General features: G+C 54.1%; 18 protein-coding genes and 1 other RNA gene. 11 read left to right on the forward strand and 8 right to left on the reverse strand.

All coding sequences use genetic code 11. The annotated features are described in order from the left end of the window. Positions 1 to 3 precede the first annotated feature (3 nt). The gene (locus tag ABMA60_RS04235) at positions 4 to 825 is read right to left on the reverse strand and encodes an ABC transporter permease (RefSeq protein ID WP_392799184.1); all 822 of its coding nucleotides are present in this window, start codon (positions 823 to 825) and stop codon (positions 4 to 6) included. Positions 826 to 1,179: 354 nt separating this feature from the next. Between ABMA60_RS04235 and mrcB the strand changes: the two genes are divergently transcribed. Both mrcB and ABMA60_RS04245 read left to right on the forward strand, forming a co-directional pair. Beyond that, positions 1,180 to 3,519: a penicillin-binding protein 1B gene (mrcB, locus tag ABMA60_RS04240; RefSeq protein WP_392799187.1), complete on the forward strand. Its 2,340-nt coding sequence runs from the start codon at positions 1,180 to 1,182 to the stop codon at positions 3,517 to 3,519. Beyond that, on the forward strand, positions 3,498 to 3,980 hold the full coding sequence (locus ABMA60_RS04245; RefSeq protein WP_392799189.1) for a tetratricopeptide repeat protein: 483 nt from the start codon (positions 3,498 to 3,500) through the stop codon (positions 3,978 to 3,980). The genes mrcB and ABMA60_RS04245 overlap by 22 nt, the downstream gene beginning before the upstream one ends. Positions 3,981 to 4,038: 58 nt before the next feature. Here ABMA60_RS04245 and ABMA60_RS04250 read toward each other — a convergent pair whose 3' ends face one another. From ABMA60_RS04250 to ABMA60_RS04270, 5 genes are all read right to left on the reverse strand, one after another. Next, the gene (locus ABMA60_RS04250; protein WP_392799192.1) at positions 4,039 to 5,049 is read right to left on the reverse strand and encodes a peptide ABC transporter ATP-binding protein; all 1,011 of its coding nucleotides are present in this window, start codon (positions 5,047 to 5,049) and stop codon (positions 4,039 to 4,041) included. Continuing rightward, positions 5,046 to 6,041, reverse strand: a complete 996-nt coding sequence (gene dppD, locus ABMA60_RS04255; RefSeq protein WP_392799195.1) for a dipeptide ABC transporter ATP-binding protein — start codon at positions 6,039 to 6,041, stop codon at positions 5,046 to 5,048. The genes ABMA60_RS04250 and dppD overlap by 4 nt, the downstream gene beginning before the upstream one ends. Before the next feature lie 9 nt (positions 6,042 to 6,050). Continuing rightward, positions 6,051 to 6,935 (reverse strand): dipeptide ABC transporter permease DppC, encoded by an 885-nt coding sequence (gene dppC / locus ABMA60_RS04260; protein WP_392799198.1) that lies wholly within the window; start codon positions 6,933 to 6,935, stop codon positions 6,051 to 6,053. A 10-nt stretch (positions 6,936 to 6,945) separates the two neighbouring features. Then, a complete protein-coding gene (locus ABMA60_RS04265; protein ID WP_392799201.1) occupies positions 6,946 to 7,956 on the reverse strand; it encodes an ABC transporter permease subunit in 1,011 nt (336 codons plus the stop codon). Positions 7,957 to 8,032: 76 nt separating this feature from the next. Then, positions 8,033 to 9,664: an ABC transporter substrate-binding protein gene (locus ABMA60_RS04270; RefSeq protein ID WP_392799208.1), complete on the reverse strand. Its 1,632-nt coding sequence runs from the start codon at positions 9,662 to 9,664 to the stop codon at positions 8,033 to 8,035. Between the two features lie 576 nt (positions 9,665 to 10,240). Here ABMA60_RS04270 and ABMA60_RS04275 point away from each other — a divergent pair. From ABMA60_RS04275 to astE, 5 genes are all read left to right on the forward strand, one after another. Next, positions 10,241 to 11,014, forward strand: coding sequence for an ABC transporter ATP-binding protein (locus ABMA60_RS04275; RefSeq protein WP_392799211.1), 774 nt, complete (start codon positions 10,241 to 10,243; stop codon positions 11,012 to 11,014). 158 nt (positions 11,015 to 11,172) lie between these two features. After that, positions 11,173 to 11,931 (forward strand): transporter substrate-binding domain-containing protein, encoded by a 759-nt coding sequence (locus tag ABMA60_RS04280; protein ID WP_392799214.1) that lies wholly within the window; start codon positions 11,173 to 11,175, stop codon positions 11,929 to 11,931. A 150-nt stretch (positions 11,932 to 12,081) separates the two neighbouring features. Further along, entirely contained in the window at positions 12,082 to 12,789 is a 708-nt protein-coding gene (locus ABMA60_RS04285; protein ID WP_392799218.1) for an ABC transporter permease, read from the forward strand. A 3-nt stretch (positions 12,790 to 12,792) separates the two neighbouring features. After that, complete coding sequence (locus ABMA60_RS04290) at positions 12,793 to 13,506, forward strand: ABC transporter permease (protein WP_392799221.1); 714 nt, start codon at positions 12,793 to 12,795, stop codon at positions 13,504 to 13,506. 50 nt (positions 13,507 to 13,556) lie between these two features. Continuing rightward, on the forward strand, positions 13,557 to 14,561 hold the full coding sequence (gene astE / locus ABMA60_RS04295) for a succinylglutamate desuccinylase (protein WP_392799224.1): 1,005 nt from the start codon (positions 13,557 to 13,559) through the stop codon (positions 14,559 to 14,561). Positions 14,562 to 14,571: 10 nt separating this feature from the next. On the opposite strand, the gene ABMA60_RS04300 is transcribed toward astE, so the two are convergent. Both ABMA60_RS04300 and ABMA60_RS04305 read right to left on the reverse strand, forming a co-directional pair. Continuing rightward, positions 14,572 to 15,267 (reverse strand): LrgB family protein, encoded by a 696-nt coding sequence (locus tag ABMA60_RS04300; protein WP_392799227.1) that lies wholly within the window; start codon positions 15,265 to 15,267, stop codon positions 14,572 to 14,574. After that, complete coding sequence (locus ABMA60_RS04305) at positions 15,264 to 15,605, reverse strand: CidA/LrgA family protein (RefSeq protein ID WP_392799230.1); 342 nt, start codon at positions 15,603 to 15,605, stop codon at positions 15,264 to 15,266. The genes ABMA60_RS04300 and ABMA60_RS04305 overlap by 4 nt, the downstream gene beginning before the upstream one ends. A gap of 135 nt (positions 15,606 to 15,740) precedes the next feature. Between ABMA60_RS04305 and smpB the strand changes: the two genes are divergently transcribed. The 4 genes from smpB (at position 15,741) to ABMA60_RS04325 (ending at position 20,264) form a co-directional block, all read left to right on the forward strand. Next, complete coding sequence (gene smpB / locus ABMA60_RS04310) at positions 15,741 to 16,226, forward strand: SsrA-binding protein SmpB (protein ID WP_392799233.1); 486 nt, start codon at positions 15,741 to 15,743, stop codon at positions 16,224 to 16,226. A 182-nt stretch (positions 16,227 to 16,408) separates the two neighbouring features. Further along, positions 16,409 to 16,794: a transfer-messenger RNA gene (gene ssrA / locus ABMA60_RS04315) on the forward strand. Between the two features lie 897 nt (positions 16,795 to 17,691). Next, positions 17,692 to 18,690, forward strand: coding sequence for a hypothetical protein (locus tag ABMA60_RS04320; protein ID WP_392799236.1), 999 nt, complete (start codon positions 17,692 to 17,694; stop codon positions 18,688 to 18,690). Then, positions 18,687 to 20,264, forward strand: coding sequence for a hypothetical protein (locus ABMA60_RS04325; protein WP_392799239.1), 1,578 nt, complete (start codon positions 18,687 to 18,689; stop codon positions 20,262 to 20,264). The genes ABMA60_RS04320 and ABMA60_RS04325 overlap by 4 nt, the downstream gene beginning before the upstream one ends. Positions 20,265 to 20,266: the final 2 nt, after the last annotated feature.

A 20,266-nucleotide genomic window follows, 5' to 3' on the forward strand; every position in this document is an offset into this window, starting at 1 on the left:
TTCTCATAGCCAGTACACCAGTCGATGGCCGCTGCGCTTGAGCAGATAGACGGCCAGCAACATCAACAGCAGCGCGCTGCCCAACGCAAAACCCCAGTCGTGAATCGCCGGTGCCTGGCCGATCACCGGGGCGCGAATCAGATCGACATAGATGGCCAGCGGATTGAGTTCGGCGATCAGTCGACGCTGACCGGACAATTGATCGGGATGCCAGACGATGGGCGTGACGAAGAAGAAGAGGTTCATCAGGCTGGTCAACACCGGCTGCATATCGCGAAAGCGGGTGCAGAAAAAACCGATGATCAGGCCCATGAAAAAGCAGTTGATGGTGATCAGAGCCAGGCCGGGAATAAGCAGCAAGATGTTCAGGTTGACGGGCCGACCGAGAATCACAAACAGCACCGGAATTATGGCCAGGTTGTGCCCCAGGATGATCAGCTGACGGTATTGAACTCTGAGGATGAATAAGGACAAGGGCAGCTTCATGTTGCGCAGGTAATGCGCCGAATGCTGGAAGATTTCACCGAACTCGATCAGTTGCGCCGAGATAAAACCCCAGGCGATCAACCCCAGGCTGAGGTGCGGCAGGAAATTTTTCAGTTCGACGTTAAAGATGCCGCCGTACAGCGGACCCATGGCCGCAATGGTGACCGCCATGCTGATGGTCAGCCACAGCGGGCCGAGTACCGACCGTCGATAGCGCGCCAGGATGTCGTTCCAGCCCAGCGCCATCCAGATGCGGAACAGACGCAGTGCATTAACAAAGTCGTCCAGCGGAAAGCGCAGCGTTCCGGCGACTTGAGAATTCAGATAGGGGTAAAACAAGGGTTACTACTCGGTAAGGTTATTATGAAGATACTTGGCTTGTTTAAAGAGTTTGTAAGGTATCAGATTTTGCGTTTATGTCAGCATTAGTGGCGTTTTATGTGACTTTTGTCTCAAAAAATATTTAAAAGGTATCATTAATAAATACCAATGCAGTCGATGTGATGCTTGATCAGCGAGCGGTGTTGGGCCGTGAGAGCTCTGCTTCGGCACACCGATGATTCGGCACACCGATGGTTCGGCACACCGATGGTTCGGCAGCGCAGTCAGTTGTGATCCGTAGCGCTGTTTGATCCACAGCACCTGGATGAAGGTCGCAGACAAGTCATAACGCCGGCCTTATAATGCCGCGCCATGCCGAATCGAAACTCTCCCCGTCGTCCTTCATCTTCCAAGTCATCTTCACCCGACAGCCGCTGGCGTCGCTGGCGCTGGCGAATATTGCAGGCCTGTCTGATTGGCCTGGCGGTGTTGATTGCCTGGATGTTTTATCTCAATGCCGTGGTGCGCGAACGCTTTGAAGGCCAGCGCTTCACCATTCCGGCGCGTGTCTACAGTGAAGCTCAGGAACTCTACGCCGGTGCGCCGCTCAGTGCGGACCAGGCGCAGGCGTTGCTCGAGCAACTGGGTTACCGCACCTCCAGCCGCATCGATCAACCCGGGCGTTATCAGCGCAGCGGCCAGACCTTACGCGTTCATACCCGGGGGTTTAATTTCTGGGATGAAGTCGAGCCGTCGCGCATTCTGGTGCTGGATTTCAGCGGCGATTCGCTGCACAGCATTCGCGATATCAGTAACGATCCGATTCTGCTGGCGCGATTGGATCCGCTCTTTATCGGTCAGGTCTATCCGGGCAATCGCGAAGATCGTTTGCTGATGCCATTGCAGGTGATGCCGCCGACGCTGGTGGCTGGCTTGATCGTGGTTGAAGATCGTCACTTCTTTGAACACCACGGCGTGTCCATTACCGGCATCGCGCGTGCGTTGTGGGCCAATGTGACCTCCGGCTCCATCGAACAGGGCGGCAGTACGCTGACCCAGCAGCTGGTCAAAAATCTCTATCTGTCGCCGGAGCAAACCTTGTGGCGCAAAGGCAACGAAGCGCTGATGGCGTTGTTGATGGAGTGGCATTACGACAAAGCCACCATCCTTGAGGCCTATTTGAACGAGGTTTATATCGGCCAGCAGGGACAGCGTTCGGTCAATGGCTTTGGCCTGGGCGCGCAGTTTTTCTTTGGCACGCCACTGCCCGCCTTGGATTTGCATCAGCAGGCGATGCTGGTTGGCTTGATCAAGGGGCCGTCCTATTACAACCCAAGACGCAATCCCGAGCGCGCTTTAGAGCGTCGTAATCTGGTGCTGCGACTGTGGTATGAAAGCGGCATCATCGAGCAGCTCGATTACCAGCAGGCGATCAATCAACCGCTCGATATCAGCACCGCGCCCGGTCAGGCCAGCTATCCGGCCTTTATGGATCTGGTGCGCCGGCAATTGGCCGAAGGCTATCGCAAAGAAGACTTGCTGGCCGAAGGGCTGACGGTGTTCACCACGCTGAACCCTCTGGCGCAATCGGGCCTGGAGCGCGCGGTTGAGCGACGTTTGCCGGCCATTGAAGCGGCCGCGGGTCCGGGTGAAGCCCTGGAGACGGCGGCGCTGGTATCGCGTCCATCCACCGGTGATGTGCTCGCCATGCTGGGTGGTCGCCGTCCGGAAGTCGCCGGTTTTAACCGCGCTTTGGATGCGCGTCGCTCGGTGGGCTCCTTGATGAAACCCGCGGTTTATCTGGCTGCCCTGGAGCAGGGTTATACGCTGGCAACGCCGGTCAGCGATGCCGAAGTCACCGTCTCCGGCGCCGACGGCAAACTCTGGCAGCCGCGCAATTACGATAAAGAAAGCCACGGCTCGCCGTTGTTGGTCGATGCGCTGTCGAACAGCTATAACCAGGCGACGGCGCGGCTCGGTATGGAAGTTGGTCTGGCCAAGGTGTTCGATGTGATCGACCGACTCGGCATCGATGAAGCCCCGCCGCCGGTGCCGTCGGTGATGCTGGGCGCGCATGGTTTGTCGCCCTATCAGGTGGCGCAGTTCTATCAGACCATTTCCGGCAACGGTTTCTATACGCCCTTGAACGCTATTCGTGCCGTGGTGCATCCGCAACAGGGTGTGTTGCAGCGCTTTGATTTAAGCGTCGAGCAGCGGTTCGATCCGGAACAGGTGTTCCTGTTGCAGGATGCCTTGCATCAGGTCACCCTCACCGGCACCGCTCGGTCGTTGCAATGGCGCTTGCCGCAGAACTGGTGGCTGGCCGGCAAGACCGGCACCACCGACGACAACCGCGATGCCTGGTTTGCCGGCTACAGTGGCGATCGCCAGGCGGTGGTTTGGGTCGGTCGCGATAACAATGCGCCGATGGCCCTGACTGGCTCGTCCGGTGCCTTGCCGATCTGGGCGGAACTGATGACCGAACTGGCACCGTTGCAAGAGCGACGGGGTCAGCCGGCCCGAGTGGAATATTTGCACGTCAATGAGCGTGGTGCCGTGGTACCGGCACGTTGTGACGGGGCCCGTTCCCTGGCGTTTATTAAAGGCTCCGAGCCTGAACCCCAGCGTCGCTGCAATGCCGATGTACCCGGCAGCGACCCGAGCGAAAGCGATGAGGAGAAACCGTCAATATGGGAACGTCTGTTCAGTTAATGCGTCTGTCTTTGCTGGCCGTTCTGGTGCTGGCTGGCTGTGTCAGCCAGCCCGGTCCGAGTGATCGCATGATCCAGCAGGAGCGACGACTGACACCAGATCTTGATGAACAACCCACAGCGCCGCAACCACGCTCAGCGGTCGATAACCTGCGCCTCCAGGCGCAGGCCGCCCAGGCCAATCGTGACTGGGATAAAGCGGCTGCTTTGCTGGAGCGCGCCCTGCGTTTGGACAGTCGTGAAGCGGATTTGTACGCCGAAATCGCCGAGGTTCGTTTGGGCCAGGGCCGCTTTGCCGCCGCCGAACAGATCGCCTTGCGCGGTTTGACCGTCAATTCCGGTAACGAAGAACGCAGCGCCCGGCTGTGGCACGCCATCGCTCAGGCTCGATCAGGGCAGGGGAATGTGGCAGGTGCACGCCAGGCGAGAGCCCAGGCGTGCGAGTTTGGGAGGTGTGACTAGAGGCGCATTGCTCCTCGGAAGACGCTGAACGGGAGCGGTGCACCGCTCCCGTTCAGCGTTAAGCGCTTGCCAAATACGGCAACCGCCCTTCATCCACGCCAAAACAGGCCACGGTCGAGGCGTCACTCTGCTCCTTCAGCACCGGCGTTTCCGCACTGCAGCGTTCATTGGCGAACTGGCAGCGACCGTGGAAAGCGCAGCCTGATGGCGGGTTCAGCGGTGACGGCAATTCACCGGTCAGGCGAATCTTGTCGATGCGTTTTTCCGGTTCGATGCGCGGCGTCGACGACAACAAGGCTCGGGTATAAGGGTGCTGCGGGTTACCGAAAATCTGCTCGGTCGAGCCGTATTCCACCACTTTCCCCAGATACATCACCATCACTTCATCGGCAATGTGTTCGACCACCGAAAGATCGTGCGAGATAAACACATAGGCCAGGCCCAGTTCATCCTGCAAATCCATCATCAGGTTCAGCACTTGCGCCTGTACCGACACATCGAGCGCGGATACCGGTTCGTCGGCGACCACCACTTTCGGGTTCATCATCAAACCACGGGCAATGGCGATACGCTGCCGCTGGCCGCCGGAAAACATGTGCGGATAGCGATCATAGTGTTCCGGACGCAGACCGACTTTCTGCAGCAGAGCAATGGCTTTTTCCTTGCGTTCAGCCTTGCTAAGCCGGGTGTTGATCACCAGTGGCTCTTCCAGAATGGTGCCGACTTTCTTACGCGGGTTCAGCGAGCCATAAGGGTTCTGGAAGATGATCTGGATGCGCTGGCGCAGTTCTTTGCGTTGGGCTTTATCGAGCTTGAGCAGATCCTGGCCGTCGAATTCCAGCGCGCCTTCGGTCGGCGTCTCGATCATCGTCAGCAGGCGTGCCAGCGTCGATTTACCGCAGCCGGATTCACCGACCACGGCCAGTGTCTTGCCCGCTTCAACCGAGAAGTTGACGCCATCGAGCGCCTTGACGGTGCCCTTGGGCTTCATCACGCCCTGGCTGACGCTGTAATGCTGTTTCAGACCCAGCCCCTGCATGATGGGGCGGGTGCTTTGGGTGTCCGTCATGCGGCGGGCCTCCCGTTATCATCCAATGGGAAGAAGCACTTGGCCTGGCGACCTTCGGGGCCAACATAACCAGGTTCTTCGTTGCGGCAACGCTCGGTGGCGTACGGGCAGCGCGGGTTCAACAGACAGCCGCTGGGGCGGTCGTTGGCGCCGGGTACCACACCGGGCAGCGCTTGCAGGCGGTCGCTGCCACTGGCCGATTCGGGCAAGGAGCGCATCAGCGCCTGGGTGTACGGATGCCGCGGTGCCTTGAAGATTTCGCTGGCCGGTCCCGTTTCGACAATCTGACCGGCGTACATCACCACCACGCGATCGGCCGCTTCTGCGACCAAGGCCAGATCGTGGGTGATGAGGATCAGACCCATCTGTTTTTCGCGCTGCAACTTCAGCAACAGCTCGATGATCTGCGCCTGAATGGTGACATCCAAGGCGGTGGTTGGTTCATCGGCGATCAGCAGTTTGGGGTCGCAGGCGATGGCCATGGCGATCATCACGCGCTGGCTCATACCGCCCGAGAGCTGATGCGGGAAGTTGTTGATGCGGCTTTCCGGTGCCGGAATGCCGACCTGGCGCAGCAGGTCGATGGCTTTTTCGCGGCGCTCGGCCGTGGTGCCACCCTGATGCACTTCAATGGCTTCCATAATCTGATTGCCCACGGTGAACGCCGGGTTCAGCGAGGTCATCGGGTCCTGGAAGATCATCGAAATATCGGCGCCGGTAATTTTGCGGCGCTGCTTTTCACTCAGAGTCAGCAGGTTGGTGCCTTTAAAGCTGAGGCCTTCGGCGCTCACTTTGCCGGGAAAATCGATCAGGCCCATCAGTGCCAACGACGACACACTCTTGCCCGAGCCGGACTCACCGACAATGCCGACGACTTCGCCCGCATCGACCTGATAACTGATGCGATCGACCGCCGTGAAAGGCTTCTTACCGGTGCCGAAGGTAACGCTGAGCTGATCGACCGACAGCAGGTTGTTAGCGTGATCTGTCACTGCGGTCTCCTATTGTTTGAGTTTGGGATCGAGGGCATCGCGCAAGCCATCGCCCATCAAATTGAATGCCAGTACCGTCAGCAGAATCACCAGGCCGGGGAAGGTCACAACCCACCAGGCGCTTTGGATAAATTCGCGCGCCGTGGCCAGCATGGAGCCCCATTCCGGCAGCGGCGGCTGAGCGCCCAGACCGAGGAAGCCGAGTGCGGCCATATCGAGAATGGCGTTGGAAAAGCCCAGCGTGGCCTGAACGATCAAGGGTGCCAGGCAGTTGGGCAGGATGGTGATAAACATCAGCCGCAACGACGATGCCCCGGCGACGCGCGATGACACCACATAATCCTTATTGATTTCACTGAGCACTGACGCCCGCGTTAAGCGGACATAGTGCGGCAGATACACCAGCGACAGCGCCAGACCGGAGTTGACGATGCTCGGTCCAAGGATGGCAACCACGGCAATGGCCAACAGCAGCGGCGGCATGGACAGCAGCACGTCGGCGACGCGCATCACCGCGCTATCGATGGCGCCACCGAAGAAACCCGCCGCGAGGCCAAGGCAGATGCCCATGGCCAGCGACAGGGTGACAATCACCAGGCCGATCAGCAGCGACAGACGGGCGCCGTGAATCAGGCGCGACAGAATATCGCGGCCGACGCCGTCGGTACCGAGCAGAAACTGGCTGGTGCCGCCGTCAGTCCAGGACGGGGGCGTGAGAATAAAGTCGCGGAACTGTTCGTGCGGGTGATGCGGTGCCACAAAGTCGGCAAAGATCGCCAGCAGCACAATGACCAGGATAAATCCCAGGCCCGCCAGAGCACCTCTGTTGCTGGAAAAGTAAGACCAGAATTCGGCCAGCGGCGAAACCGGTTTGGTAGCAAGTGTTTGGGTCATGACCGGCTCCTTATTTGCTGTGGCGGACGCGCGGGTTGACCACGCCGTACATCAGATCAACCAGCAGGTTGATGACAATGATCAGCGTTGCGATCAACAGCAGGCCGCCCTGAACGATCGGGTAATCGCGTCGGTTGATGGCTTCGATCAGCCATTTACCGATGCCCGGCCAGGCGAAGATGGTTTCGGTCAGAATGGCGCCGGAGAGCAGCATACCCACCTGCAAACCCATGACCGTGATCACCGGAATCAGCGCATTGCGCAAGGCGTGTTTGGCAACGATGCGGCCTTTGCTCAGGCCTTTGGCGCGGGCGGTGCGGATGTAGTCTTCACCGAGCACTTCAAGCATGGACGAACGCGTCATCCGCGCAATCACCGCCATGGGAATGGTGCCCAGCACAATGGCCGGCAGCAGCAGATGTTGCAGCGCCGAGGCGAAAGCCCCTTTGGCCGGCGATAACAGAGTGTCGATCAACATAAAGCCGGTGACGTCCTCGACCCAGAACATCACGTCCATACGACCGGATACCGGCGTCCAGCCGAGGGTGACCGAGAACAATAGAATCAGCAGCAGACCCCACCAGAAGATGGGCATCGAATAGCCGGCCAGAGAAATGGTCATCACCGTATGGTCGAGCCAGCCGCCGCGACGGATGGCCGCCAGAATGCCCAGCGTCAGGCCGACGACGACAGCGAAGACGCCAGCGCAGAAAGTCAGTTCCAGTGTGGCTGGAAAACGGGCCATAAATTCACTCAGCACCGGTTTGCCGGTGACATAGGACGTGCCCAGATCGCCCTGGAGGATGTTACCAATGTAGATGAAGTACTGTTGCCAGAGCGGCTTGTTAAGGCCGAGCATGGCTTCCAGTTCGGCGCGTTTCTCGGGAGAAACACCGCGTTCGCCACCCATGATGGTGACGACATCGCCAGGGATCAGGTGGATCAGGGCGAAGGCGAACAAAGACACCCCGATAAAGGTTGGGATCACCATCCCCAGGCGTCGGAAAAAGAAATGCAGCATGTGGCTAACCTGAAACGAGAAAGGGCGGCAGTATAACTGCCGCCCTGAGAAGGTCTGTCATTATTGTTGACCGGTCTTATTCAGACTCGGCCAGGCTCACACCATAGAAACGGTGTACGCCAAACGGGCTCATCTTGTAGCCCTGAACAGCGGGGCTCATCGGCTCATAAACAACAGAGTGAGCAACGGTGATCCACGGCGCTTCTTCTTTGAACACCAACTGAGCTTGTTCGTACAGCGCAGTGCGTTGTTCAGGATCAGCAACACGCAGAGCGTCGTTCACCAGAGTGTTGAACTCTTGGTTGCACCAGAATGCGATGTTGCCACCGGTCGCCGCAGCCTGGCAGCCGAGCAGGGTGTTCAGGAAGTTATCCGGATCACCATTGTCGCCTGTCCAGCCCAGCATGGCGGTTTGGTGGTCGCCATTGGAAGTACGGTCGAGGTATTCACCCCATTCGTAAGAAACGATCTCAGCGTCAACACCAACAGCGGCCCAGTCAGCCTGGATCAGTTCCGCCATACGGCGAGCGTTGGGGTTGTAAGGACGCTGTACCGGCATCGCCCAGATGTCGGTGGAGAAACCGTTCGGGTAGCCGGCTTCAGCCAGCAACTCACGGGCGCGCTCCGGATCGTATTCGTAGTCGACAACGTCGTCGTTATAAGACCACATGGTCGGCGGGATCGGGTTCTTGGCAGTTTCGCCAGCGCCCTGATAAACCGCTTCCAGGATGGACTCTTTGTTGGTGGCCATGTTCAGAGCCTGACGCACCAGCTTGTTGTCGAACGGCGGTTTTTCGGTGTTGAACGCCAGGTAACCCACGTTCAGGCCCGGAGCGGACATGACGTTGATGTTCGGGTCGTCCTGCATTTCAGCGATGTCGGCCGGGTTCGGGAATACCATGTGGTGGCACTCGCCTGACTTCAGCTTGGCATAACGCACGCTGGCGTCCGGAGTGATGGAGAACACCAGACGATCGATCTCAGCCGGGCCTTCCCAGTAAGTCGGGTTGGCGGTGTAACGGATAACGGCGTCTTGCTGGTAATCGGTCAGCATGAACGGACCGGTGCCAATCGGCAGTTGGTCAACCTGTTCCGGCGTACCGGCTTCCATCATGGCGTCGGCGTATTCAGCCGAACCGATGGAGGCGAAGTCCATCGCCATGTTGGCCAGGAAAGGCGCGTTCGGAGCGCTCAGTTGGAAGACAACAGTCATGTCGTCCGGAGCGGTCAGCGATTCGATGGCATCAGCCATGCCCATGTAACCGAAGTAGGAGTAATCCTGATTGGACACGCCGTGGTACGGGTGGCTTTCGTCCATTTGACGGTTGAAGCTCCACAGCACGTCTTCAGCGTTGAAGTCGCGGCTCGGCTCGAAACCATGGTTAGTGTGGAACTTAACGCCTTCACGCAGGTGGAAGGTGTAAGTCAGGCCGTCGTCGGAAATGTCCCAGCTTTCAGCCAGGCCCGGAACGACTGCGGTACCACCGCGCTCGAACTCAACCAGACGGTTGAACATGGTGCGACCAGCAGCATCGAAGGTGGTACCGGAGGTGTAGAACGCCGGGTTAAAGCCTTCAGGACTGGCTTCTGAGCAATAAACAAAGGTGGTGGCTTCGGCGACCTGTTGGTCGTCAGAGCTGCTGAACCACCAAACAGCGGCGGCCAGAATAGCGATGACTACCACAAGAATGGGTATGCCTTTTTTCATTATTATGACTCTCCTAGATGGATGAACAGCCCACGATGGGCTTTGAGCAAGTCGGACCCCGGTGAGGACGGCGCCCATGAACCAAAGCCAACAGCAAAAACAGGGCCACCATATGAGTGGGCCGTTTTAGCGTGTTATAAGCTTATAACTGGTTCAAATTGGTGCGTGAGAATAAAACAAGCCTCACAATAGGGCAAACGCACTGCTGCGGCCAGTGATCGCCGTTATTAGGCTCGTTCAGGGCAATAATGAAGCGCTTTTGGAGTCTGACAAGATTCTGTCAGTAAAAGCTGCGCCTTGTCTGTGGCTTAGTAATGGAGCGGTGCAGTTAATTATGCTAGAAATTCGAATCTGGCTTAAGAGTTGCTTGGCCCGCCTTGGACAACCGGCGAACGGGGCGGCCAACGGATGGCGTCGCTATGATGAAAAGCGGTGGCTCCAGAGTGTGTTGCATCGACCTGGGGCTTTGCGCACTATCCTTGCGCCAGAAATGAACAATAAACCATCCTCTCTCGAAGGACCTTCTGGCGAGCAGATCCTTGCCAGTCCAAGTGAGAGACCGACCAGGAGAATCAGATGGGTCAGGCAACCGCCCCGCTGTTGGCCACCGATATCCATAAGCAATTTGGTGATGTCGAAGTCCTTAAAGGCATTTCATTGGAAGCGGACAAGGGCGACGTTATCTCTGTTATCGGCTCGTCCGGTTCCGGTAAAAGTACGTTTCTACGTTGTATGAACATGCTGGAAATCCCCACTTCCGGCGAGTTGCGGGTTCATGGTGACAGCGTCCGTTTCAAAACCAATCGTCACGGTCTGCGCGAACCGGCTGATATCCGCCAGGTTGAACGCATCCGCTCACAGCTGTCGATGGTGTTTCAGAGTTTTAATCTCTGGTCACATATGACCGTTATGCAGAATATTGTTGAAGCGCCGATTCATGTGCTCGGCGTCAGCCGCGCTGAAGCCACGGCGCGCGCTGAAGAACATCTGAATCGGGTCGGTCTTTATGACCGCCGCGATTATTATCCAGCCCATATGTCTGGTGGTCAGCAGCAACGTGCCGCCATCGCCCGGGCGCTGGCGATGAACCCCGAAGTGATGCTGTTTGATGAACCCACCTCGGCACTCGACCCTGAGTTGGTCGGTGAAGTGCTCAAGGTGATGCGTGGTTTGGCTGAGGAAGGTCGCACCATGGTGGTGGTGACCCATGAAATGGCCTTCGCCCGGGATGTGTCGAATAAGGTGATGTTTTTGCACCAGGGCCGGATTGAAGAAGAGGGCGATCCGCAGGAAGTCTTCAAGAACCCCAAATCCGAACGCTTCAAACAGTTTATATCCCCGAGTTACTGAGCCACTTCAGCTCAGCAATCGAAGGGCTAGGCCTGTCCTGTGCGGATGGGTGAATAACAGCCGTAAACCGAGAGAGCGCAAGCGCCCACAAGGCGTTTTGTTTTAACGACGAAGGTCAGCCATCACTGACCGAATGATAACAACTGGAGTCAACGAGAATGAAAAAAGCACTGATGACAGTGGCCGCTATGCTGGCCCTGAGCACAACGGTATTTGCAGAAGATTACGACGTGATTCGTGTGGGTGTGGATGCGCCTTATCCGCCGTTCGAATACCGCGATACCAACGGTGAGCTGACTGGTTTCGAAATCGAACTGGGCAACGCTGTGTGCAACGAAATCACCGGTCAGGATTGCGAATGGGTTATTCAAGCCTGGGACGGTATTATTCCGGGCCTGCTGGCGCGTAAATACGACATGATCTTCTCGTCCATGTCGATTAACCCTGAGCGTGCCGAGCGCGTTCTGTTCTCCGATCCGTACTACACCACGCCGTCCGCTTTCTTTGCGGTTGATGGCAATGGTTTCGATGCTGAAAACACCGCCGGCACTCGCATCGGTGTACAGCGCGCCACCATTCAGGACACCTACCTGACGGAATTGCACGGCGACGCTGAAATCGTTCGCTACACCACGGCTGATGATGTTTTGGTTGACCTCGAAGGCGGCCGTCTGGATGCCATGTTCATCGACGTCCTGGCCGGTCAAGGTCTGCTTGAAGGCACCGATGGCATCAGCCAGGTCAGCGAAGACTTCTCCGAGCCGGCCAGCATCCTCGGCGAAGGCGTTGGTGCTGCATTCCGCAAGCGTGATACTGCGCTGGAAGAAGCCGTCAGCGAAGCACTGGAGAAGTTCAAAAACGATGGCACCTATGACGCCATCATGGAGAAATACTTCGACTCCAACATCAAAATCTAAGCGCTAGCTTGGAAGAGGGCCTGGCCGGATGCCGGGCCCTTAGCCGGTTTACGTTTGGCGTGGATGAATACCAAACGCAAGCCGACTCGTTTTTTATCGGGCCTGAATAACAAAAATTAAGCCCGACACTGAGACCACAGAGCACACACTATGCTGGATCTACACGGTTATGGCCCGTCCATCTTCAAAGGCGCCATTCTGACCATTGAGTTGGCGTTTCTATCCTTATTGATCGCCGTTATTTTGGGGTTGCTGGGCGCGAGCGGAAAGCTCTCGGCAAAGCGACCCCTGCGTTGGTTGTCGACGCTCTACACCACCGTTATTCGCGGTGTCCCCGATCTGGTGTTGATGATGCTGATTTATTTCGGCGGCCAGATCGGCATTAACGCCCTGTCTGATTGGGTTTACGAAATCAGTGGTGGCCAATTAGATATTTTCTTCCAGGTCAATCCCTTCGTCGCCGGCGTTGCCACCATCGGTTTTATTTTTGGTGCCTATATGAGTGAAACCTTCCGCGGTGCTTTTATGGCCGTGGAAAACGGTCAGATTGAAGCCGGCAAAGCCTACGGTATGACCGGATGGCAGGTCTTCAGTCGCATCATGTTTCCGCAGATGATGCGCCACGCTTTGCCGGGCCTGGGCAATAACTGGCAGGTGCTGTTAAAAACCACGGCTCTGGTCAGCGTGATTGGCCTGGCGGACATGGTGAACCTGGCCACCGCAGCAGCCAAAACGGTCCGCGAACCCTTCATCTTTTTTGTGCCGGTTGCTCTGGTCTATCTCGCCTTGACCTCTGTATCGGAATGGGTCTTCCTTCAACTAAAACGCCGCTACAGCGTCGGCGTGGTGGAGGGCTGATCGATGGAATTTCTGGATGCATTGCTTGAGTACTTCAAAATATTCACACCCACCACCCTGGAACATTATTGGGATGGTTTGGTTAATACCGTTCAACTGGTGTTTCTGTCGCTGATCATAGGTTTGTGTCTGGCGGTACCGCTGGCCATTATGCGCACCTCAAAAAAATGGTGGATCAACTGGCCGGTGTGGTGTTTCACCTATGTGTTTCGCGGCACGCCACTGTTGATTCAGCTCTATATGATTTACTACGGCGTGACCTTGATTGACGGCATACAGGAGTCGGTATTCTGGGTGATTTTCGAACGCGCTTTTTATCCTTGTCTGATCGCCTTCACGCTCAACACCGCCGCCTATACCACCGAGATTTTCCGTGGCGCCATCGAAGCCACGCCGCGTGGTGAAATTGAAGCAGCCAAGGCCTACGGCATGAGTTCGGCCAAGCGCATGCGGCGCATCGTTTTGCCCAGTGCGTTCCGCCGTGCGATTCCGGCTTACAGTAACGAGGTGGTGTTTATGCTGCACTCCAGCGCCATCGCCTCGACGGTGACCATCATCGACCTGACCGGTGCCGCCCGCGATATTTATGCGCGCTTTTACGCACCCTTCCAGGCGTACATCTTTGTTGCGCTGATTTATCTGTGCCTGACGTTCACCATCTTCTATTTCTTCAAGCAGTTGGAAAAACGCTTGCTCGGTCATTTACGGCCGCGTTAAGGGTAACGACAGACAGGCCGCATCGCGGCCTTTTTTAATAGAGGTCAATTGTGTTCGGTTCCTACGAAAATTTTCTGGAACATTGCCTGGCGACCGCCGATGCTGAGGTCAATGCCAATTTCGAAATTCTCAGCGCCGGCACCGAGGTAGCGCTGCTCGACAGCGGCGTATTGCGCGTTGAACCCAACACCGCCTGCGATACCTCTTTGGTAATTTCCTGTGGTGTGCACGGCAATGAAACCGCGCCGATTGAAATAGTCCGCGACATCGTCCGCGATGTACTCGAAGAAGAACAGAAAGTCGGCCAGCGAGTGCTTTTTATTCTCGGTAATCCCTGGGCGATGCAAGCAGCCAAACGTTTTACCGATGTGAATATGAACCGGCTTTTTGCCGGCGATTGGCAGCAGTACGACACCGGCTTAAAAGAAGTAAAACGGGCGGCGAAACTTGAAGCCTTTGTCGCTAACTTTTACGCCAGCGAACCGGTCACGGTAAAGCAGCGTTATCACTACGATTTGCACACCGCCATTCGCGGCAGCCAACGCGAACGCTTTGCGGTTTATCCTTTCGTGCCAGGCCGAACCCTGCCAGCGAATCAGCAGGCTTTTTTGTCGCGTTCGGATATTGAAACCGTGCTGTTGCAGAACGAAGAGGGCAATACCTTTTCATCCTTCTCATCACTGAAATACGGCGCCGAGAGTTTCACGCTGGAACTGGGTCAGGTGAAGCCCTTTGGCGAGAACGATTTAAAGCGTTACAGCGGTATCGACTATGCGCTGCGCGAATTGATTGCCGGTGAACCATTGCCAGCCGAACCCAAGCGGCCGGTTACGCAATTCGAGGTGTGTCACTCTATTGAAGTGACCAGCGATCAGTGGGAGTTTTTTGTGCCCGACGATGCGCTGAACTTCACCGAATATGAACCGGGCACTTTGATTTGGCGCGATGGCGAACGTGAATACCGGGTCGGTGAACAACCCGAATGCATCGTCTTCCCGAACCCCAAAGTACCGGTCGGCCAGCGCGCTGGTTTAATGCTGCGTGCGCTGTCTTAATAACGCAGAGTCACAGCAGCCAGAACGGCACCAACGGCGGCACCAGAAAGGCGGTAATCACCCCGGTTAAACTCATCGCCAGGCCAGCAAAGGCACCGCAGGTAATCGACTTTTCGAACGCCTGAGCGGTGCCAAAACCATGCGCGGTTACCCCCAGCACAAAGCCATATAAGGCATGGTCGTGCAGACGGCACAGCCGCATCAGCGCCGGCAGAATCAGGGTGCCAACGGCACCGGCCAGCAACACCAAACCGGCCGCCAGCGAGCCGCTGCCGCCCAGGCTGTCGGCCATACCGATGGCGATGGGCGTGGTGATCGACTTAGCGCTCATACTGAGCGCCAGCACTTCATCGCCGGTTATCCACCACGCCAACACCACCGCACTGGCCGACGCCACCAAAGCACCGCTGAAACAGGCCAGCAATAACGGCACTGCCATCTTGCGAATCAGCGCCATGTTCTCGTGCAACGGCACTGCCAGGGCAACCGTAGCCGGGCCGAGCAGAAAATGAATAAAACGGGTGTCCTGCTGGTACTGGGGGTAATCCCAGCCGAGCAGGGTGATAGCACCCATCAAACTGAAAATACTGATAATGACCGGATGCAGCAGAGCATTGCGCCCGGCCTTGATATACAACTGCTCAGCCGCCAGATAGACGCCCACGGTCATACTGATGGCCAGCAAGGTTTGAATAGAAGCAATCATGCGCCGGGTGCCTTCAGCAGTTTAAACAGCCCGATCATCACCAAGGCAGCCGCCACCGTGCTGATGGTGATGATCAGAATCATCCACAGGCCGTTGCTCATCAGCCGGTCCCAATGTTGAATCAGGCCGACCCCGGCGGGCACAAACAGCAAGGTGAGGTAACGGATCAGCGAACGGCTGGCATCGGCCAGGCCTTCGGGCACACGGCGATAAATCGTCAGGCTGATCCACAACAGCAAGAGCCCAACCACATTGCCCGGCACCGGCCAGCCAATGGCTGCGGTAATCAGCTCACCGGCCAGCCAGTAAACCATCAGTATGAGAAACCCGAACAACATAGCGCACCTCCCGCAGTCGCTGCTTATTGTGCCTCAAGTTGTGGCTGAATCGCTGCGTTTGGGCCCAGCAAATGCGCGAAGACAGTGTTGCGCCTTATAGCCCTGGCGGCATCAGGGCCTGTATAATGGACGGTTATGAGTAAAGCCAAGAAAAAGCCGCAACCCGGCAGCAGTACCATTGCCCAGAACAAGAAGGCACGCCACGACTACGAGATCGCCGAAAAAGTCGATGCGGGCCTGCAACTGATGGGCTGGGAAGTGAAAAGCCTGCGCGAAGGCAAAGCGCAACTGGTCGACAGCTACGTCATCTTCAAAGACGACGAAGCCTGGCTGATTGGTGCCCACTTCACGCCGCTGAACACCGCCTCCACTCACGTGATCGCGGATCCAACGCGCACCCGCAAACTGCTGATGCACCGCCGTGAAATCGACAAGCTGAGAGGCCAGTCCGAACAGCAGGGTTACACCGTGGTGTGCCTGTCACTGTTCTGGAAGCGCAACAAAGTGAAAGCCGACATCGCCCTGGTGAAAGGCAAGAAACTCCACGACAAGCGCGCCACCATGAAAGAGCGCGACTGGAACCGTCAGAAAGAACGGGTGATGAAAGCCTACAACACCTGATTCCGCCAACGCGGCCTGCTTTGGCTGTGTAATGATAGGTGTGTTGAAAGATGGGTGTTTTGAAAGAAAGTGGCGTGCTAGACTGCGCCACCTCGCGCTTTCCAGGGTAACCAAACCCTTGAAATCCGCGACCGTCGGCAGCATTAAGCCGACACCACCGGAACTTTCGGTGAACCGTTTTCGGGGGCGACATGGCTTCGACGCGGGTTACAAAGTTCAAGGTGCATGCCGAGATGGTAGCGAATCTCGTTAAACCAAAGCTGCAAACTCATAGTTGCAAACGATGACAACTACGAAGGTTACGCTCTAGCAGCCTAATCCTTCAAAACTGGACCCCTTAACCGGTCCGGCAGTCACTGGGCTGTGCCTGAACGGCTCAACTGACTGTCAAAAATTCAGGATCGCAGTGAAGGTTGTCTGGGCCGGAGCTGTTAAACAAACATCCCAGGCTCCCCGAGTCGCACCTGTCCTTCGGTAACGGCAAGGGTAAATTAAAGAAGAGACTAAGCATGTAGGACCGAGAATGGAGGACTTGCGGACGCGGGTTCGATCCCCGCCGCCTCCACCAACACAAAAAAAAGGGCCCGCCCCAAAAGGTGGGCCCTTTTTTTTTTGTGTTCATGAAACGCGGGGATCGTTCGCTAAAGCGTCGGGTTCGACAAATCGGCAGGACAGCCGATTTGGACGCTTGCTCTGCAAGCGCCCCCGCAGGGGGTGAGGCCCAAGGATGGGCCGAATCCTGCCCGCCGCCGGCCCGAAACCTCCTATCGAGCCCATCCACCAAACCAGTCGGGTTCGACAAATCGGCACTAATGATTTGGGCCGCGCACCGCTGATCTGCTAGTCCAGTCGCATATCATCTCAAAAGCGGACACAAACGCGCCTCTTAGGCTTGAACTCAATCACAGAAAAGCGCCATCCTGGCTATGTACTAGCGAACATCCGACAACTGAAGCTTTTGGTGTGCTCTGTATCCGGCTGGGCGGTAGCGTGTTGCGGTTCCAATAGTGGGGAAAGAACCGCTAATTTTCTTAATCATAGTCACAATCGAAATAAGGTTTTTCATCGGCATTCCATCATCTCTATGCGTAATGGATGGTTTTAGAGTACTAGCAGTAACTCTGACTCTGTTGAGTATTTGGAAAATAAAAAATTTTAAGCAAAAATCACATAACTATAAATGGTTGTATAGAAAAGTTAATTGTAATGAGGCTGCTACAGAATACGTTCGCTGAATGACAAATCTACCACGAGGATATCCATGCATAAGTAAGTCGAAGCCGTCTATGGTGATGCTTCAATTTCGGCAGTATTCATGGGTTTGAAATCTAGCTATTTCTAGCAGGGTTCCACTCTTTTCATTTTTGGTTTAACTTTCTAAATAGAATGTTCTCTATAAGTTAATTTATCTTTAAATAGACAATAGCCAAGTGACCTTTTATGAGAAAATTTCTTTGGAAATAAAATGGATTTTACTTCGTCGATTGAACTGCATTTTGACAAATTCGGAAGATGGGTGACTCTACCTTCCTGGGCAGAATATTTTGTTAGAGTTGGCAAGCATATTGATTTACCCTCAAATATCCATGAATCATATACTAATGTTATTGCTATCATAGTTCCAACAAGGGCATTTGGGGCTGCGTTAACTTGTTTGGGGTCGGTAATTAATAATTCTCAAAGCCAATTTTATCCCTTGTCAAAAGGTGATCATTTTGAGGTTTTAGCAGGCGCCCCTTCCGGAACGCCGGTTCTATACTTTCAGAGTGAAAGAAAAGGTATGAAAGGGGTCCTGAAAGGTTCTGAAAAATATCATGGTCTATTGTACCTTAGAGTTCAGGTTCAGTCTGAAAAAGGTGGGTCGCTAACCCATCTTGTTGACAAAAATAATTCCTATCGAGTGCAATTTTCTAAACACTCGGGGGAACTGCCATCCAAGCAAAAAAAAACAAATTCTGATTTAAAGAACGAACTCATTAACTTTCTTTTCTGGAAGGATGAAGACTCTGGTATAAAAGCGTTCGGGAAGCCCTCTTGTAAGATTATTGGATCTAAAAAAAGGCTTGAGAATGAAGTATGTAAGACGCCTTTAGATTTCTATGTAAATGGAAAACACTATATTTCAGGAAGCTTGCAAGACATTCTCCGAATTGATCAGTTTAGTACCGCCACTCAGCTACATCGATCAATGCTGTTACCGACCGACTCTTTTAATAAAGAAGTGTTAAACATGAAAATGACTACTGTCTTTGATGGCGCACTTGGTTTTTTGAATTTGAGTAGTAGTTTAAGTGGCTGTAATCAAGTTGTCATTCTTGATCGTGCTGATAATAATTTTAATGATGCAATTGGGGCTATTAATTCGAGAATATCTCAAAATAGTAGCAGCAGTGAAATGGCACTTCCTGAGTGCAATCCCCCTCCTGGTGTGGAAGTTGTCGCATTTAGGGAGAAAGTTAAATGACACATCTTGATGTTATAGGCGCTACTGATGTCTACGAAAATATTTCTAAGTGCAAAATAATTCGCCATAGAGTAAATCATGCAGCTTTAGCAGACTTTTCTTTTTTGTTGCGAAATTTTATTAATTCGCTAGGGGATGAAATAGCAGATGAATTTTGGCGACAAACTCTCGGTCCTATACGCCAGCTTGGGTTTGCTTTATGTTCTACACCATTGCCCTTTCGTATTGCGTCAAAGGCCTTAAGGATTGATTGGTCAGAAATATATAAGAAGAGAGCCCTCTGTAAGCAGAAGTATCCTGATATGTATGAAGAGTTTGAAGTTGTTATTAAACAGTTGGATAGCTTGAGTATCGATTATAAATCTCCGTTTCTTGAGCCTCTTGAGAAAATTTCTTATGAAAGTAAGCAGTTTGGTCTGACTCACAGTAATTCTCGCATCAATGGTGAGGTCATAAATTACCTAAACGAAACCGAGGCTTTCAAAAATGCTATTGTTGCAAGCACATCGCAGCTTCGTAATAAGTTTCTTTACAGTACGTTAGTTGTTATTGGTCCATGTGGTTGGTTCCCTGAACACATTTTTTTAGCGCCATGTGCCGATTTTATTCATGTAATAGTGCCAAGTTGGATTAAGGATTCTTGGGAGCCGGCTCCTCTATTTCTACATGGCTCTGATAGTGCTAGTGGAAATATTCGTAGTCACAATGTTGGAAAGATGCCTGTTGTTATTAGTGGTTCAGATATAGTTGAAAAGCCTCATAATAGTTTACTACCTGAAGATGTAATTCCTCCTTTTCCACCTTGTCGTGGTATCACTCAATTCTTTAAGGAGAATTTAGGAGACGATGACGAAGTCGTACCGGCTTGTTTGTGTTATCTGAACGGATGGCGAGCAGTTTTCATTGCAACTGATAGTGGTCACTCATCGCTTGTTATTGATACGTCTGAAATAGAGAAACCCATAATAAAGCACGTCCCGGCAAGTGAATTGAAGTCAGGTGATTATATAGTTCTACGAACATCTGGGGGTGGGGATTATGTCGCAATGCTTGCTGATCGAATTATGGGTGAAATGTATAGCATACGTCGATCTGAGCAATCTGAATGGAAGAAAAAAATAGTATCTAATGCAATTGAAAAATATGGAGTTGAGAGCAGGTGGGAGCTATCGAAGTATATTAGCGTTGATTTAGAATCGCAAGGATCAGCTCAGGTGCGCCCAGCCAACATACATTATTGGCTCTCATCTAAGTGCATTAGGCCGCGAAAGTTTGAAGATTTTTTTGCGGTCCTTTCATTTGCTGGGATTGAGGAGCGGGCACTAGAGCTATGGTCAGCGATGGGAGACATTGATAATGCTCATCGACGAGCAGGTTACATCATAAGACGAATGCTTTTGAATAAAATTAAAACAACATCCTTGGAATCACTGGAACGCGATGGTGAAATGCACTTTAAACTAAAGGATGAAGATGGTGGTTCCATTTCTGCATTTCATATTACGGATATAGTCACTGACAATTATAAAGTTTCTTATGACCAAATTGGGGTTTTGATGGAAATAGGGTACTAGTT

The organism is Saccharospirillum sp. HFRX-2 (genome assembly GCF_043196805.1).
GTDB lineage: Bacteria > Pseudomonadota > Gammaproteobacteria > Pseudomonadales > Natronospirillaceae > Saccharospirillum.

Coding starts and splice junctions, on each gene's coding strand:
- ABMA60_RS04290 (WP_392799221.1), top strand. CDS start 12,793: ATGGAATTTCTGGATGCATTGCTTGAGTACTTCAAAATATTCACACCC.
- ABMA60_RS04285 (WP_392799218.1), top strand. CDS start 12,082: ATGCTGGATCTACACGGTTATGGCCCGTCCATCTTCAAAGGCGCCATT.
- ABMA60_RS04275 (WP_392799211.1), top strand. CDS start 10,241: ATGGGTCAGGCAACCGCCCCGCTGTTGGCCACCGATATCCATAAGCAA.
- ABMA60_RS04270 (WP_392799208.1), bottom strand. CDS start 9,664: ATGAAAAAAGGCATACCCATTCTTGTGGTAGTCATCGCTATTCTGGCC.
- ABMA60_RS04320 (WP_392799236.1), top strand. CDS start 17,692: ATGGATTTTACTTCGTCGATTGAACTGCATTTTGACAAATTCGGAAGA.
- ABMA60_RS04325 (WP_392799239.1), top strand. CDS start 18,687: ATGACACATCTTGATGTTATAGGCGCTACTGATGTCTACGAAAATATT.
- dppC (WP_392799198.1), bottom strand. CDS start 6,935: ATGACCCAAACACTTGCTACCAAACCGGTTTCGCCGCTGGCCGAATTC.
- ABMA60_RS04280 (WP_392799214.1), top strand. CDS start 11,173: ATGAAAAAAGCACTGATGACAGTGGCCGCTATGCTGGCCCTGAGCACA.
- mrcB (WP_392799187.1), top strand. CDS start 1,180: ATGCCGAATCGAAACTCTCCCCGTCGTCCTTCATCTTCCAAGTCATCT.
- smpB (WP_392799233.1), top strand. CDS start 15,741: ATGAGTAAAGCCAAGAAAAAGCCGCAACCCGGCAGCAGTACCATTGCC.
- ABMA60_RS04305 (WP_392799230.1), bottom strand. CDS start 15,605: ATGTTGTTCGGGTTTCTCATACTGATGGTTTACTGGCTGGCCGGTGAG.
- ABMA60_RS04265 (WP_392799201.1), bottom strand. CDS start 7,956: ATGCTGCATTTCTTTTTCCGACGCCTGGGGATGGTGATCCCAACCTTT.
- ABMA60_RS04300 (WP_392799227.1), bottom strand. CDS start 15,267: ATGATTGCTTCTATTCAAACCTTGCTGGCCATCAGTATGACCGTGGGC.
- ABMA60_RS04245 (WP_392799189.1), top strand. CDS start 3,498: ATGGGAACGTCTGTTCAGTTAATGCGTCTGTCTTTGCTGGCCGTTCTG.
- ABMA60_RS04250 (WP_392799192.1), bottom strand. CDS start 5,049: ATGACGGACACCCAAAGCACCCGCCCCATCATGCAGGGGCTGGGTCTG.